The sequence below is a fragment of the Burkholderia sp. BCC1640 genome (assembly GCF_902833125.1).
Taxonomy (GTDB): domain Bacteria; phylum Pseudomonadota; class Gammaproteobacteria; order Burkholderiales; family Burkholderiaceae; genus Burkholderia; species Burkholderia diffusa.
Window position 1 is genome coordinate 1 of the sequence record NZ_CADFEF010000057.1, and the last position, 16,085, is coordinate 16,085.

General features: G+C 59.9%; 13 protein-coding genes and 2 pseudogenes. 12 read left to right on the top strand and 3 right to left on the bottom strand.

Annotated elements, in window-relative coordinates; all coding sequences use genetic code 11:
- The first annotated feature begins 111 nt into the window (after nt 1–111).
- The 4 genes from HWX25_RS31765 (at nt 112) to HWX25_RS31780 (ending at nt 4,606) form a co-directional block, all read left to right on the top strand.
- Nucleotides 112–1,326, top strand: coding sequence for a type VI secretion system Vgr family protein (locus HWX25_RS31765; RefSeq protein WP_175912512.1), 1,215 nt, complete (start codon nt 112–114; stop codon nt 1,324–1,326).
- 61 nt (nt 1,327–1,387) lie between these two features.
- Nucleotides 1,388–3,244, top strand: a complete 1,857-nt coding sequence (locus HWX25_RS31770) for an alpha/beta hydrolase (protein WP_244138822.1) — start codon at nt 1,388–1,390, stop codon at nt 3,242–3,244.
- A 119-nt stretch (nt 3,245–3,363) separates the two neighbouring features.
- The gene (locus tag HWX25_RS31775) at nt 3,364–4,305 is read left to right on the top strand and encodes a T6SS immunity protein Tli4 family protein (RefSeq protein WP_244138823.1); all 942 of its coding nucleotides are present in this window, start codon (nt 3,364–3,366) and stop codon (nt 4,303–4,305) included.
- Nucleotides 4,306–4,318: 13 nt separating this feature from the next.
- The gene (locus tag HWX25_RS31780) at nt 4,319–4,606 is read left to right on the top strand and encodes a PAAR domain-containing protein (protein WP_105392861.1); all 288 of its coding nucleotides are present in this window, start codon (nt 4,319–4,321) and stop codon (nt 4,604–4,606) included.
- A gap of 7 nt (nt 4,607–4,613) precedes the next feature.
- On the opposite strand, the gene HWX25_RS31785 is transcribed toward HWX25_RS31780, so the two are convergent.
- Complete coding sequence (locus HWX25_RS31785) at nt 4,614–5,093, bottom strand: hypothetical protein (protein WP_175912515.1); 480 nt, start codon at nt 5,091–5,093, stop codon at nt 4,614–4,616.
- Nucleotides 5,094–5,288: 195 nt separating this feature from the next.
- Here HWX25_RS31785 and HWX25_RS31790 point away from each other — a divergent pair, with 195 nt between their 5' ends.
- Nucleotides 5,289–5,744, top strand: a complete 456-nt coding sequence (locus tag HWX25_RS31790; protein ID WP_175912517.1) for a hypothetical protein — start codon at nt 5,289–5,291, stop codon at nt 5,742–5,744.
- A 256-nt stretch (nt 5,745–6,000) separates the two neighbouring features.
- On the opposite strand, the gene HWX25_RS31795 is transcribed toward HWX25_RS31790, so the two are convergent.
- A complete protein-coding gene (locus tag HWX25_RS31795; RefSeq protein WP_017924734.1) occupies nt 6,001–6,138 on the bottom strand; it encodes a hypothetical protein in 138 nt (45 codons plus the stop codon).
- A 48-nt stretch (nt 6,139–6,186) separates the two neighbouring features.
- On the opposite strand from HWX25_RS31795, the gene istA reads away from it, so the two are divergent.
- Nucleotides 6,187–7,737, top strand: coding sequence for an IS21-like element ISBmu3 family transposase (gene istA / locus HWX25_RS31800; RefSeq protein WP_175912519.1), 1,551 nt, complete (start codon nt 6,187–6,189; stop codon nt 7,735–7,737).
- 106 nt (nt 7,738–7,843) lie between these two features.
- On the opposite strand, the gene HWX25_RS31805 is transcribed toward istA, so the two are convergent.
- A complete protein-coding gene (locus HWX25_RS31805) occupies nt 7,844–9,544 on the bottom strand; it encodes a site-specific integrase (RefSeq protein WP_175912521.1) in 1,701 nt (566 codons plus the stop codon).
- 145 nt (nt 9,545–9,689) lie between these two features.
- Between HWX25_RS31805 and HWX25_RS31810 the strand changes: the two are divergent.
- From HWX25_RS31810 to HWX25_RS31835, 6 genes and pseudogenes are all read left to right on the top strand, one after another.
- A pseudogene (locus tag HWX25_RS31810) lies at nt 9,690–11,459 on the top strand (Tn3 family transposase); the annotation flags it as partial.
- An 89-nt stretch (nt 11,460–11,548) separates the two neighbouring features.
- Nucleotides 11,549–12,684, top strand: a protein-coding gene (locus tag HWX25_RS31815; RefSeq protein WP_175912523.1) for an IS3 family transposase whose coding sequence is annotated in 2 segments (ribosomal slippage) — nt 11,549–11,804 and nt 11,804–12,684 — 1,137 coding nt in all. Because the reading frame shifts where the segments join, the coding sequence is not laid out codon by codon here.
- Between the two features lie 62 nt (nt 12,685–12,746).
- Nucleotides 12,747–13,943 (top strand): annotated as a pseudogene (locus HWX25_RS31820) (Tn3 family transposase); the annotation flags it as partial.
- Nucleotides 13,944–14,062: 119 nt separating this feature from the next.
- Nucleotides 14,063–14,776 (top strand): YecA family protein, encoded by a 714-nt coding sequence (locus HWX25_RS31825; RefSeq protein WP_175912525.1) that lies wholly within the window; start codon nt 14,063–14,065, stop codon nt 14,774–14,776.
- Nucleotides 14,777–14,802: 26 nt separating this feature from the next.
- Nucleotides 14,803–15,156: a hypothetical protein gene (locus HWX25_RS31830; RefSeq protein ID WP_006405224.1), complete on the top strand. Its 354-nt coding sequence runs from the start codon at nt 14,803–14,805 to the stop codon at nt 15,154–15,156.
- 23 nt (nt 15,157–15,179) lie between these two features.
- On the top strand, nt 15,180–15,695 hold the full coding sequence (locus HWX25_RS31835; protein ID WP_175912527.1) for a DUF6398 domain-containing protein: 516 nt from the start codon (nt 15,180–15,182) through the stop codon (nt 15,693–15,695).
- Nucleotides 15,696–16,085 lie beyond the last annotated feature (390 nt).

Here is a 16,085-nt window from a genome sequence, read left to right on the forward strand (position 1 = left end):
AAAAAGAGCGGCAAAACCAGCAGGTAACGAAGAGTTATCCACACCGGAATAGATGTACTACGCTGTCTCGGGGTGGGTCAGATTTAGATGAAATCGGTGGGTTAAGACTCGGTGGAAATCAACAGTCCGGTGATCATCTCGCGGATGTACGGTGGCGCAACGAAACCGGTGTGGCATACGAATGGCCTCCTATCCGGCTTTCGATCGAAAGAGTACAGCGGCGGCGGCTTCAATCAGTTGGTGATGGATGATTCGACCGGCCAGAGCCGTGTGCACCTTTACTCGACTAGTTACGACTCGCACCTGCACCTTGGCTATCTCATTCAGCAGAAGGACAACACACGCGGCGCCCTTCTCGGCAACGGCTTTGACCTCAAGTCGACCGCTTATGGGGCTATTCGAGCCGGGAAAGGTCTGTACGTGTCCAGCCACCCGGCGGCGGACGGGCAGCCCTTGGCGATCGATCAACCGACCGACCAGCTCAGCCGTTCCCAGCTGTTGATTGAATCCCTCTCAAACGCAAGTACTACCGCCCAAGCCGAAACGTTGGAGGACGGCGAGAAGGCGCTCAAGGATTTTGTCTCTGCCATCCGCCATCCGCTGACTGGCGCGACTGGGACCGGTGGCCGCACGGACGGTGGCGGAACGGGCGACGCGAATGGCTTCAGTCAGCCCGTCGTGCTGATCGCGAGCCCGGCGGGCGTCGCGGTCTCAACACAAAGCAGCGGACAACTCTCCGCCGACAAGCAACTCACGCTGATGAGCGGCGAGACAGCAAACGTTGTCGCTGGTAAATCGCTTGTCGCCGCAGCAGTCGAGAAGATCAGCCTGTTCGTTCAGAAGGCCGGCATGAAGCTGTTTGCAGCAAAGGGCAAGGTCGAGATCGCGGCGCAATCGGATGCGATGTCACTCTTCGCTGACCGCGATGTCACCGTCACGAGCAACCAAGGTCGAGTGACGATCGAAGCAAAGGTCGAGATCATCTTGAAGTGCGGCGGCTCTTATATTCGCTTGAACGCAGAAGGCATTGAAGACGGGACACGTGGTGCCCGGACAATCAAATCCGCAGCATTTAGCCGTCAGGGTCCCAGCTCCGTGGCAGAGCACATGAACAGCTTGCCGAAGACTGCGTTTAACGATCCCTACATCCTGCACAACAAGATTACCGGGGAAGCGCTCGCGAACCACCCATACGAGATCGTACGTGGAGACGGCACCGTCATCAGCGGCACGACCGACGAGCTTGGCAGGACGATCGTGCAGCAGAGCCACGACGTCGAAAACGTCCAGATTCGAATCCTCCCGTTTCCCAGCACCGGTTTGTAGCGCGCTCGATGTGCAACGATCCACACACTGCAGCCCGAACGACTGACTACGAGACCAAGGTATGAGCAACAACAACAGTACAGGCAGCAATGCCGCAAAGCCCGACTCAGTGACGCTGAACGCGACCCATGGCGCCGACGGCAAGCAATGCACGAATGCGACGCTCACACCTGACTCGGATCGGCGGAACAAAGTCGTTCAATGCGATCCACGGCCCGCGATTCCGATCATCTTCATTCCGGGAGTTATGGGTTCCCTGTTGATAAGCAAAAAGACCGGCGAGCCGGTGTGGGACCCGCCGAACAATACGGCCTCCGGGGCCATGTTCGCGTATCACGCGACGCACCAGTCGCTCAGCGAGAGGCAAGCGAACTACGATCCCACCCAGGCGATTGTGACCCCACTCGGCCGTGTGAATGCCTACGGCTGTGACATTGGCAACGATGAAGCGCGTCGGCGTGGCTGGGGCAGCGTCCACATGGACAGCTATCACTCATCGCTCGCATGGCTGGAGTTCCAGCTGAATCACCCCTACTACAATGGCCAGATCTCCGGCTATTGGGTTGCGTCAGACAGAAACGGCCAAGACTTCACCGTAAAGCCGTTGCTCGGCACGGACCCAAAGGAATACGGCGCATTTGGCAAAGCCGCCGACCCTATCAAAGCCGATTCGGACGAGTTCAAGAAGTTCGCAAAATATCGCTACCCTGTTTATGCCATCGGTTACAACTGGATTCAGTCAAACGAAAAATCCGCGATGGATGTAGTCAACGGCGTCAACTGCCCCAACCCGAAAAACGGGAAGGTGCAGCGATTGATGGGGATCAAGGAGATCTGTGCCGAGAACAAGGTAACGAAAGCGATCATCATCACCCACTCGATGGGCGGGCTCGTAGCTCGGATGGCGTGCGTTCTTGCCGGCAACGAAGGTTTGATGCATGGCGTAATTCACGGCGCGCAGCCTGCGACTGGCGCCCCGCTTGCCGCGCGTCGGTTCCGCGCCGGCGGTGAGGGCGAGGACGCCTGGTTGAACAAGGTCCTTGCCGGCTATAACAGCCGCGAGTTCACCGCCATTTCCGCCAACGCCCAGGGCCCACTGGAACTGCTGCCGATGCCTGATTATCATGCCTCCGAGCCGTGGTGGATCTTCCAGAATATGAAGCGTCAAACAGTGATGGCGCTGCCAAGGCCGGGCGACTCGATCTCGCTTTTCAGCACGACCGATTGGTATTCACTGGTCCCGGACCAATCACCTTCCGTTATCGATCCCGCCGGCATCACACAGGCGCGATTGGCGACCAACACCCCGGCCGTTTCTGTCGCTCAGGACTTCAGGTCTTCAATGGTCGAGGTCGTTAGGCGACAAACGAAGCTGGTCAACAGGTACCATAAGAACACGTACGCGTTCTATGGGAACGGGATGCTGAACCAGAACCAGAAGGAAACAGTCAAGGACGCGCGGACCGGGATGACGGCTCAACTTCCCAAGCGGGTCGAACGTACCGAAGACCCCTACAAACTTTTGACGTGGGGCAATGTGATCTGGCAAGGTGATTTCCCTCCGGGCGTCACGGAGGCCGACGTAATCAACGCAAAACTCCTGAGCGACGACGGTATTGGGACGATTCGTATCTTGGTGAAAAATCAGCCGGTCACGCTGATGGCGGTAAAGAAATCGAAAGAAGCCCCCGACGCTGCGGGCCACGGCTTCATTCCCGGCGACGGGACGGTCCCGTCGTGGTCGGGAGAAGCAGTCGCGCGCGGTCTCAAGCCGGGCGTTGCCGGTGGTATTGCCGAAGGCGTACAAGTCGCCTTCGAGCAACGCGGATTCGATCATCAAGGCTGCTACACCCACCCTTGGGCTCGATGGGCCACCTTATACAGTGTAGTGAAAATCGTGAAATCGATAGAAACCTAGACATGGGAAATTTGATACGTCCAGTTCATCGCATCATTCTTCCGTTGGCGATCGCAGCGCTTGGCGCGGTCGCCTGTACACAGCAGAAACCATCGGAGTCCTCTATGTCGCAACCGGTTATGACCGACACCCGTGCCTGGTGTATTGGTCGATTTGCGGTTGATCTTCCTCACGCGACCGACGTGTACGTTCAGGACTACAAGTATATGGGCTATTCCATCGAGCCCGTCCCCAATGTCAGTCAGTCCGAGTTCGTGACCCGCGTCAGTAAGCGGGAACAGGAGCTTCGGACTTCGATGCGTGAAGATCCACACAAGGCGTTCGCCTCGACGAAGACCCCGTGGCTTCACCAAACTGTGGAGCCGACTGCAACTTCACGGCTCTTTGTCTACGGTCGCTATGACGACAAGCCGGAAGATCTAGTGTATGACGTTGAAGGGTATGCTGAATCGAACGGCACGCTCTTTGTCTTGAAGAATCGATTTGGTGCAAAGTACGATCAGTCGGCCATCTCGAATGTCTCCGAGATTCTGCGGAACATACATCCGAGAGGGGATTGGGATGTCCCGTCAGATGGCGCATTCTGTTTCCAAGGGGGAGCGATCGGCGGGAAACCGATGCCTGGCTTCGACGCATCGGTTGCCGCGCGCCTGGTCCATGGGCGGCCGTCGAACTTCATTGTGACGATGCGAGAATCGGTCGAAGGAGATGGCAAAACCTCGTTCTTGGAAACCCTCTCGAAAGCTGATGCGACGCTCAAGCAATACGCAGGAAACACCGAAGTTCTGCGAAAAGAGAGCCGCGAAGTCGCAGGTATGAAAGCCGAAGAGCTCGCGGTGCATATTCACGGCGATGGCATCCAGGCGTATCACTTCTTCCTGTTCTCGCCGGGCGTACCAGGTGATCCGTCAAAACCCAACCTGAGCGTGCAGCTGCTGTTTGGCGCGGCACCTGATGAAGGTACGCCAGCCTCCGAAGCGACGTCGCCGGTCGATCTAGCACAGGCCACGCAAGCCTGGGATGCGGTCCTCAAGAGCTTCCACTATCGCGGTTCTAAGTGATCCGAGGTCGATCATGAAGCGCTTTGATATCGTCAAGGGGGACTCGACGACGGCAGGCGGAGTCGTTCAGGGGGGCGACTCCGGCGACCTCCTGAATGGTCGCGAGCAAGCGTACGAGAACGATCCGGTCATGTGCCCGGCCTGTAGCTCGATAGGGGTGATCAAGTGTGATGGGCCGCGTCACTCGATGACTGGCCCAGACGGCCGCCAAGCCGCTCTAAGCGATGATCTCTGCATCTGCAAGTGCACACCACCCCCGAAGCTCATTGCCTCGCAGTCGACCTCATACACAGACACGTAGCCGCACATTATTCGGCGGGCTGCTCGAACTCGTTCGATTCACCGAAGAAATCTCGCTGGCCAGGTGGCGACGTCGGCGGTTGCCGCGCCACTCGTGGGCGTACGTGGCCCGCCCGCTTCAACATACGCGCAATGGCTTGCAATTGGGCCCACAGCTGATCCGCGTCCTCGATCGATAACGTGTCGGCTGCTGCCTCTAGCGCTGCAATGACAGCTTCAAAATGCTCGGGAGCTTTCGCCAGTACCGGTAGAGCTCGTGCGCGCGCCTGCTCTTCTTGATACACGGCGAGCCAGCACGCGAGCGCACTGCGTTCGTCGCGTTTCAACGCTTGGACTAGCGCCGGCGGCACGGGTTCGTCGACGCGAAACGATCCGACTATACGGCGTGCACCTCGGCCGCCAGGCTGCGATTGCGCGACTGCGGCGGCCCCTTTCGGCGGTTCGATGCGCACCAACTTGACTAGGCGTCCTTGTTTGCGAATCAGCATGGAGTGTTGTCTGGTTCACACGATCACCGCTAGAGGATAGCGCAAACCGTTGCCATGATCGACTGCGCCCCACGATGGGTGAAGTGCGCGCGGGAACGCTCGGGGGCAGCCCGCGATCCAGCAACAAATCGGGACTGCTTGCCGTGAGAGCCGCCCTTCGCCTATACCGTATTCGATACGACTACGGGAGGCATCGTGATCGTCCCTTTGTTGATGCCGCGCTTGTTTTGTACAGCCTTCGAGCTGGCCGGCGCAATCTACGATGGCGAGGTGTTGATCGACGCTCGTCGCATCTTGGAGGTTCGCGAAATGCTGATTTCGTTTTACGGAATGGATCCCGGCCCCTACGAAATCGCTCTCGCAACCGTGGCAACCGACGTGTTCTCAGACGAGAACACGCGCGCCTGCTTCCTCGAGCGGGTCGATGCGTTCGACCGGCTGCTCGCTAATAGAGGTCTAATCGACGCGTGGGGCGTGCACGGATGGGTGCGCCGCAACCCGACCGATCAACATCGGTTCGCGCCAGCTCGATTTGTTGTCGAGGCCGCGGCCATCTGCCCCTTGGACACTAATCGCCGAGCGTTCGGCCTGAGGGATTTTCACGCAGCAGCGTACAAACGAGCCGCCGCGCGGGGTGTCGAGTTTTGGTAACCGGCCCCCGTGCTACCCGCGCCCGCCGCCTGCCCAATCATCTGCACGGACACGGGCGCCAAACGCTTCTCCCCCAACCTTAGTGACCGCCTGCCGCTGGAAAGCGACGAGAACGAACCAACCTACGGCACATGCGTGGCACGCTGCTCGACCTCAAGTTGCGTATTTCGGCGAACGTGATCAGCGATTTCGGTTGAACGTGATCAGTGGTTCCGATTGATGGTGATCGGTCGTTTCGGTCGAAGGTGATCGCTGATCACCGGTTTCCGAAACGAGCGATCATCTTGCCGAAACGGGTGATCACGTTCCCGGAATGAGTGATCAGCGAACCGAAACAGCTGATCACGCGACCGAAACGGGATGGCCGTTCCGGCTCGGGGGTGGTGTTGCGCATGTGATCAACGACGGGCGTTAGCCTTGTCTCTTTTTAGGGGACAGGTTGATGCCGGCACATCGGATGAGCATGCGCAAACTGAAGGAAGTATTGCGGCTGAAGTGGGCGTGCGGCCTGTCGCACCGCCAGATCAGCCGCGCGATCGGCATCAGCGTCGGCGCCATCTCGGCATACGCCGCACGCGCCAGCGCGGCCGGCCTCGACTGGGCTGCTGTCGAACCGCTCGCCGACGACGAGCTCGAGATCAGGTTGGACCTGCCGGAGGAAACGGCGGCCCCGACCCGGCGGGTCGAACCGGATTACGCGGCGATGCACCGCGACCTACGCCGCAAGGGCGTGACGCTGCAGCTGCTCTGGGAGGAGTACGTCGAGGCCCACCCCGGCCAACGCACCTACCGCTATACGCAGTTCTGCCAGCGATACAAGGACTGGGCCGCGGCGCTGAAGCGCTCGATGCGCCAGCAACACCGCGCCGGCGAGAAGCTGTTCGCCGACTTCGCCGGACAGACCGTGCCGATTCTTGGCCGCGACGGCGGCGTCGCGTTCAAGGCCCACGTGTTCGTGGCCGTCCTCGGCGCCTCGAACTACACCTATGCATGTGCCGCGCGTTCCGAGGCCATGCCCGACTGGATCGGCAGCCTGATCGACGCGTTGGAATTCTACGGTGGCGTTCCCGAACTGCTGGTGCCCGACAACCCCAAGGCATTGATCGCCAAGGCCGACCGGTACGAACCGGTGCTGGGCAACACGACGCAGGACTTCGTGAACCACTACGCGACCGCCATGTTGCCGGCGCGGCCGCGCAAGCCGCAGGACAAGGCGAAGGTCGAGGTCGGCGTACAGATCGTCGAGCGCTGGATCCTCGCTCGGCTGCGCAACCACCGCTTCTACAGTCTGGCCGAGCTGAACAAGGCGATCGGCAAACTGATCGCCGACCTGAACCGGCGCCCGTTCAAGAAGCTCGACGGCAACCGTCGCGAATGGTTCGAGCGACTCGATCGACCGGCGCTGCGCCCGTTGCCGGCACGCCGCTACGAGATCGCGACCTTCGTGAAGTGCCGCGTCAACATCGACTACCACGTCGAAGTCGATCACCACTATTACAGCGTCCCGCACAGCCTCGTGCGTCAGGAAGTCTATGCCCGCGTGACGCGCCACGGCGTCGAGATCCTGCACCGTGGCAAGCGCGTCGCCGCCCATGCCCGCAGTCGACTTCGGAACAAGCATACGACGTTGCCCGAGCACATGCCGGCAGCACATCGTGCCCACATGGAATGGACGCCTGGAAGATTACTGAACTGGGGCGCCTCCGTCCGTCCCGGTGCTGAAGCGATCGTCAAACACCTGCTGACCAACCGGCCCCATCCCGAGATGGGGTATCGCGCCTGTCTCGGGCTGCTGTCGCTCTCTCTCAAATACGGCAAGGAACGGCTGGAAGCCGCCTGCCAGCGGGCACTCGTGATCGGTTCGCCGACCCGCCGCTCCGTGCTGTCGATCCTCGAATCCGGCCTGGACCGACAGCCGATGCTCCCGATTCCGTCCACCGAATGGCATTCGCCCGATCACGAGAACGTGCGCGGGCCCGAGTATTACCACTGACCCAAGGAGGTCGCGATGTTGATGCAGCAAACCTTAACCCAGCTCAAGTCCCTGAAGGGGAGGCTTCAGAAAACGGAAAATATTGCACGCTAAGGCCGGCGCGATGCTACCGTCGTCCGAACGCCTGATTGATCTCTCGGGCGCGCAGGATATCGTCGCCGTGCAGGTACATTGATGTTGTCGCGATCGATGCATGGCGCAAATTATCGCGAACCGTCGTCAATCCAGCGCCACGAGCGAGGGCGTGGCTGGCATGGCTATGACGCATCCAGTGGGGGCTTGCCCGCTGCAGCTTTTCGGCGAGCGCGGGGTGAGCCGACTTGATGATATCGGCAGCTTGCAGAAAAAACCGACGCATGACGTGCCACAGTCGCGCGCCAACAATACCGGCGTCGCCGTCCTCGCCGAGGTTGGCCACCAATGATGTTCGGGGATTCCATTGTTCAGGCGTGACCGACAACTGGCGCTGTACGAGACATTGATCGAGTGCGTCGCGTGCCAGCGGCGGCAACGCTACACGGGCGCGCTTGCCACCCTTACCGGTCACGTGAAGCCATTGATCGCCGCGCTCGTCAACGTGCACGTCGCCGAGCGTCGCCCCCACCAGCTCGTTGGCCCGCAGGCCTGTCGCGTAACCGAAGTCGAGCAGGAATCGTAGTCGTTGCGCTGCCGGCACCGACCAGCCATACGACCACTCCAGGCCATCCGCGATCGTGCGCAACAACAGCCACTCGCCCTCGGAGAAGCCGCGCGTGGTGTCGAGCGCCGGGCGCAACGCATGCCCGCGAACTTTAACGCCGGCGAACGGATTCGCCAGCACGTAGCGTTGCTCGATCAACCAGCGAAACAATGCTGATAGTACGGTTAGTGCATAGGCGGACGAACGGGCCGACAAACCGCCTGAGAACGGTCGCCACTCGACTGAATTGCGCGGCCGCGGCGGGCCGACCCACCGTTCGCGAGGTGTCGGCCGTCGAATAAACGCCCGATAGGCGATCGCGTCGTCGGTTGTGAGCGACGACAACGCTCGGCCGCGCTCGACGATCGCCCACAGGATCAGCCGTTCGGCTTCTTTGCGGTAGGCCCGCTGGGTTGCAGCGGTTTCGTGCAGCGCGAGCCAGGCTTGCACGGCCTCGTAATCGTTGGTGGCATTGAGCGTGCATGCCTCGCGCGGCGCGCGGAATGCACCCGTCGATCCATCCACTTCGTGCGGCAGGCGTAACTGTTCCCAAGGCACGATCGTGGCTGGCTGGGCAACGGCAATTAGCGCACGGGCGCGTTCGGTCAGTTGCGGATGCGCGGCGAAGAACGCTTCGACCTGGCGCGCGCCGGTAATGCCGAGGCCATCGATCCTGGCCCACCAGCGACGTCGGCGCGGGATCCGGACAGTGAGATCTGCGAGCGTGCGCAAGCCGTGTCGGCTCAACACCTTTGCAGTGCGAGGCGCAAGCCATTGATCGATGTCGTCGGTAATCTGCGGCTGAGGCACCGGCAAAGCACGCAGTATCTCGATGGCGCGTTCAACGGCGCTCGCATGGCGCTGTCGTTCGTGGGCGGCATGCCGAAACACGGCAGCCAGGTCTGGTCGGTGTCGATTCACGGCAATTTCGATCAGTTGCCGCCGGATACGACCAATAAGTGCACGTGAGGATTGCCCGGGGATCCGGTAGTCTGACAGATAGCGGCCCACGGCCGCACGTGAGTCCAGTCCAGCGTACCAGCCACGCAACGCGGCAAGCGAATCGGCATTCGGAAAGGCTGGTCCGATCGGCACGTCGACGGCGGTGCGAGACTGGCGCGTTTTCATGGAATCAGGTTACGAGTATAAAAGATGCTAGTGTGATAATAGCTATTATTTCCCTGGAACGCATTACACTGCGATCTTCCTGAATCCATGAGCGCTGGAATCGGAGCCCTACAGCTGCGCCATCTCCGCCCGCGCCGATCCCGTCATGCCACGTCGGACCATTCTCTCGGCTGCCGAGCGAGACAGCCTGCTTGCATTTCCGGATAACCGGGACGATCTGATTCGTCACTACACGTTCAGCGAAGCGGATTTATCGCTGATCAAGCAGCACCGGGGCGCCGCCAATCGCTTGGGATTCGCAGTGCAGCTTTGCTACATGTGCTATCCGGGCATCACCTTGCCGTCTGGCGCAACGCCCCCGTCCGAGCTGCTGCAGTTCATCTGCCAGCAACTGCACATCAGCCCTGACCAGTGGACGGCCTACGGGCAGCGGGACCAGACCCGTCGCGAACACGCGATCGAATTGCAATCTGCCCTGCAGCTCCGGCCTCTTACTGTCGCCAACTATCGCGCAGCAGTGCAGTCACTCGTCGATCTGGCAATGCAGACCGACAAGGGCATCGTACTCGCGCAGGCGCTGATTGACCATTTACGTCGGCAGGCGATCCTGCTACCCGGAGCTGACGTTATTGAGCGCATCTGCGCTGAAGCAATTACGCGTGCGACCCGCCGGATATACGGCGTCCTGACGGAACCGCTTTCCGACGAGCAGCGGCAACGACTCGATCTGCTGTTGCAGCGCCGGGCTGATGGCCGCTTGACCTGGCTCGCGTGGTTACGGCAGCCACCGGGCAAGGCAAGTTCGAGACAAATGCTTCAGCACATCGAGCGCCTGAAAGTGCTACAAGGTATCAACCTGCCGGCCGGACTGGACAGGCTCGTTCACCGCAACCGCCTGCTCAAGATTGCCCGAGAAGGCGCGCAGATGACGCCACACGACCTGGCGAAATTCGAAGTGCGGCGCCGCCATGCCACGCTGGTGGCGATCGTCTTGGAGGCGAGCGCAACGGTTACCGACGAAATCGTCGATCTGCATGATCGAATTATCGGTCGACTGTTCAACGCAGCCAAGAAAAAGCATCAGCAGAAGTTTCACCGCTCCGGCAAATCCATCAACGACAAGGTGAGACTGTTCGGGAAGCTCGGACGAGCCTTACTCAAGGCGCGGGAAGATGGCAACGATGCGTTCAAGGCAATCGAATCGGTCATGTCGTGGGATGCCTTCACGAAGAACGTGACGGAGGCCGAGCAATTGGCCCAGCCTGAAGCCTTCGATTTTCTGCATGAGATCGGCGATCATTATGCGACGTTGCGCCGATATGTGCCGGCGTTCCTGGAGGTCCTGCAACTTCGTGCAGCACCTGCCGCGATGGATGTGATGGCCGCCATTGACGCCATTCGTGCCGCAGACAATGACGGTGCGCGACGCTTGCCCGCTGATGTACCGACAGCATTTATCAAACCGCGTTGGCAGCCGCTCGTGGTAACCGAGACCGGCGTCGACCGCCGATACTATGAGCTGTGCGCCCTGGCTGAGCTGAAAAATGCCCTACGCTCGGGCGATGTCTGGGTTCAAGGCTCGAGGCAGTTCAAAGACTTTGAAGAATATTTGTTGCCCACCGAGAAATTCGAAACCATCCGGCAGCTGAACAGTCTCCCGTTGCCGATCATGACGGACTGCGATCGCTATCTTGATGAACGTCGACAACTTCTGGCGAAACGCCTGGAAACGGTCAACCGCCTCGCTGCAGCAAACGATTTGCCGGACGCAATTCTCACCGAATCCGGACTGAAGATCTCGCCACTGGACGCAGCGGTACCCGATGTCGCCCAAGAGCTGATCGATCAGACGTCCCTCATGCTGCCGCGCGTGAAAATCACCGAGCTACTGATGGAGGTCGACGCGTGGACAGGGTTAGAGGTGGCCGCGCAAATTCAGACAACGGGATAAGTGGAACGGCCAGGGCCTGAGCCGGCGATAATGCAGGCAAAGGAATCCGAGAAATGACGAAGAGAACCCGACGGACGCACTCAGCGGCGTTCAAGGCGAAGGTGGCTCTGGCTGCGGTCAAGGGCGAGCGGACGCTGGCGGAGCTGGCACAGCAATTCGATGTGCACCCGAACCAGATCACGGAATGGAAACGGCAATTGCAGGAGCGCGCGGCGGACGTGTTCGGGGCGGGCGGAGCGCCGTCGAACGAGCCACCGGTTGATCTGAAATCGCTGCATGCGAAGATCGGGCAACTGGCGCTGGAAAATGATTTTTTAAGCGGCGCGCTCGACAAGGCGGGATTGCTGAGCGCAAAGAAATGATCGACCGTAAGCACACTTTGCCGATTGCGCAGCAGGCCCGTCTCGTCGGTGTGGCGAGATCGAGCGTGTATTACCGGCCACAGCCGGTGAGCGGAGCGGATCAGTTGCTGATGCGACGGATTGACGAATTGCACATGGAGTTTCCATTTGCCGGAGCGCGGATGCTGGCGCGTCTGTTACGCCGGGAAGGCCATGAAGTCGGCCGCCGGCGTGTGCGCACGCTGATGAAGCGCATGGGCGTGGAAGCGCTGTACTGCAAGCCGAACACGAGCCGCCGCAACGCGCGGCACAAGATCTGGCCGTACCTGCTGCGCGGCATGAAGATCGACCGGGCCAATCAGGTGTTCGCCCTCGACACGACGTACATTCCGATGGCTCGCGGCTTCGTGTACCTGACGGCAGTGGTGGACTGGGCGAGCCGCAAGATTCTCGCGCACCGGGTTGCCATCACATTGGAAGCCTCGCACGCTGTTGAGGCGCTGGAGGAAGCGTTTGCCCGCTACGGGCTGCCGGACATCGTGAACACCGATCAGGGCAGTCAGTTCACGGCGGGCGCGTTCACTGACGCCGTGCTGGGCCGACAGGTCCGGTTGTCGATGGACGGCAAAGGGGCTTGGCGCGACAACGTGTTCGTCGAGCGAGTCTGGCGCAGCATCAAGTACGAAGAAGTCTATTTGAAAGCGTACGAGTCGGTCAGCCACGCCCGGCGCTCCATCGGCGAATACATTGATTTGTACAACCGGAAACGGCCCCATTCGAGCCTGGAGGATCAGACGCCGGATGAGGCATACTTCGCGACGCTGCCTGCGATCAAATCGGCAGCATGATTGCCTCGGACGTTCCACTTAAAAATCTCAGAAAACTGTCCGAATGAGCGAGGCCACCTCTGTTTACCCGCCACTTCACGCATCTGAAGACCGGCGAAACGTCGAAGGACCAGACGTTGCTGCTTACGACGATCCTTGCCGATGCGCTCAATCTTGGCCTCACCAAGATGGCCGAAGCGTGTCCAGGCACGACCTATTCGAAGTTGTCGTGGCTGCAGGCGTGGCATATCCGCGACGAGACCTACTCGCAAGCGCTTGCTGAGCTGGTTAATGCGCAGTACGTTCATCCATTCGCCACGCATTGGGGCGACGGCACCACATCGTCGTCGGACGGGCAGCGCTTTCGCGCCGGCGGCCGCGCCGAGAGTACCGGACACATCAACCCGAAGTACGGTGCCGAGCCGGGACGGATGTTCTATACGCACATTTCCGATCAGTACGCGCCGTTTCATCAGAATCTCGTAAACGTCGGCGTGCGCGACTCGACCTATGTGCTCGACGGATTGCTGTATCACGAGTCGGATCTGCACATCAAGGAACATTACACCGACACCAACGGCTTCACGGATCATGTCTTCGCACTGATGCATTTACTCGGGTTTCGATTCGCGCCACGTATCCGCGATCTCGATGACATGAAGCTCTATGTGCCTGGCAGCGTGAAGGACTATCCCGCGCTTTCGGCAATGATCGGCGACACGTACAATGAGAAACATATCCGGAAAAACTGGGACGAGGTGCTGCGTCTGGCGACGTCGATTCGGCAAGGTACGGTCACCGCGTCGCTGATGCTGCGCAAGCTCGGCAGCTACCCCCGACAGAATGGGCTTGCCGTGGCGCTGCGCGAAATCGGCCGCATCGAGCGCACGTTGTTCATTCTCGATTGGCTGCAAGACGTCGAACTGCGCCGCCGCGTGCACGCGGGCCTGAACAAGGGGGAGGCCCGCAACGCGCTCGCGCGTGCCGTATTTTTCCATCGCTTGGGTGAAATCCGCGATCGTAGTTTCGAGGCGCAGCGCTATCGGGCGAGCGGCTTGAACTTGGTAACCGCGGCGATCGTCCTTTGGAACACGGTGTATCTCGAGCGAGCGATCGAGGCCATGTCTGCGCGGGGCGTGCCGGCGGACTCCACGCTGCTGCCATTTCTGTCGCCGCTGGGCTGGGAGCACATCAATCTGACGGGCGACTATGTGTGGCAGCGGGACCGGAAAATCGGGGTCGGTAAATTCAGGCCGCTGCGGCCGCTGCCTGGCATATAACCAAGTACAGCACCCATGACCTGCGGCAAGACCGATCGATTCCGGTGCCATGTCCGGCGCACTCGACACCGTATAATCACCAGTCATAGTCACTTCGACCCGCGAAGAGAAAATCTGCCGTGAATAGCCTGACGTCCAACCTGCCGCTTGCCGATGACGAATTCGACCGTCTTGCCGCGTTTCTCGACTCCATCGGTGATGCTGCGATGAATATCGAAACGCTCGACGGCTATTTCGCCGCGTTGATTTGCGGACCAGACATCGTGTTGCCCAGCGAGTATCTCCCGCAGATATGGGGGGACGCTTTCTCGTTTGAAAGCGATGGACAGGCCACCGAAATTATCGGGTTGCTCATGCGTCACTGGAACACGATCAGCACGGAACTGCTGAAGACGCTGCATGAGCCGAACGTGTACCTTCCCGTATTGCTCGAACGTGAAGATGGCACAGCTCCAGCCAACGATTGGGCGCACGGCTTCATGCGCGGTGTGCAGTTACGGTCCGCGAGTTGGGGTGAACTGATCCACAGCGAGGACCATGGCGGACCGATCGTCGCGATCATGATGCTGCATCATGAGCACGATTCTGACCCACAGATGAGGCCTCCGCCGATACCTGCAGAAAATCGCGAAGAACTTCTGCAGACGATAATTGCCGGGCTGACTCATATGTACCGCTACTTCGAGCCCCACCGGCATGCATTGGCAAGCATTTCAGGACGCACCCCCGTGCGTCGTGACGAACCAAAGATCGGCCGAAATGAACCATGCCCGTGTGGTAGTGGTCGCAAGTACAAGTATTGCTGCCTGACCAATCCACCGACGTTTCACTGATCAGATAGTACAAACGGAGACGCGTAATGCCCCAGATACCGGATGATGCAGGGCTGCCCCTGAACGCGAACGGCCCCGCCTACACGTCACGGCAGGATCGTGACGGCGTTCCGCTTTCGTACGTGGGTGAGAAACTTGGGCTCGCCATTGCAGATCTGCATCGCTACGCTCGTCGCTGCCAAGGCGACCGTGATGATTTGCGCTGCGCAATGTATCATCTTCTTGTGGCCTATTTAGGGTTGCATAATATGCTGGGCAAGGCGAACGACCGGACCTTGGTTGACCGGTTGCTTGACGGCAGCAGCGAAAAGCTGGACACGTGGCTGCGCCTGGTCGAGCGGGAGGGCGATGTTCAGGGGCTCGCGGAACTGGGCAACTGACTCATACGAACCCTGCGAATCTGATGAAGCCAACCCTTCCTGGCGAGCGAGTGCCGATCGCCATGCAAGACCGGTATCACGAAATCACAGCGCTGACGGATGCCTTGTGCACCGAGCATCTGACCGATGAATACCGCGACCTCTGCCGGCGTCTCGTTGCCACCCTATGTCGCAAGCGACCATCGCCTTTGGCCACCGGTCCTGCACGCTCTTGGGCTTGCGGCGTTGCCTACGCGATCGGGCGAATCAACTTCCTTTTCGACAAATCTCAGAAGCCACACATGCGCGCAGATGCACTGTGCGCACACTTCGGATTGAGCACCCAGACCGGTTCAGCTCGCTCAGGGGCAATTCTCAAACTTTTGAAGATCGGCCAACTCGATCCTCGCTGGTCGCTTCCCAGTCAGCTTGCCAGAAATCCACTGGCGTGGCTCATCGAAATTGATGGCCTGATCGTTGACGCGCGCCGTATCCCACGAAAATTGCAGGAAGAAGCCTTCCGCCAGGGCGTCATCCCATTCGTACCCGACGACCACTAGTCAGCGGCGACCCTGAGACCAGCACGTACGCTGCCCGCGCCCCCTTCGACTTTGATCGGACTCACCGGCTCGCCCAATCGGTAGCGCGGGCTAAACGTGCATTATTTTCCGTTTTCTGAAGCGCCCCCAGGTAGTTCCGTCAGGGCGGGGCGATCAGCGCATCGGGAACTTGAGGTGCTCGACATCATCGCTGGGGCTAGGTCGGCATCACCCATGCTCATGACCCCGTCGATTTTTCCCTGAGACTGTTCGTCGACCAGTGCGATGAACCGCCCCGGGAATCATGGAGGCTGGTTGGTTTAAGTTAATGCGGGTTCAGTGGTAGCTGTTTCAAGTTGCCGATAGTAGTTTGCCTCAGCTTCGGCGGGCGGGATATAGCCGAGGGGTTCC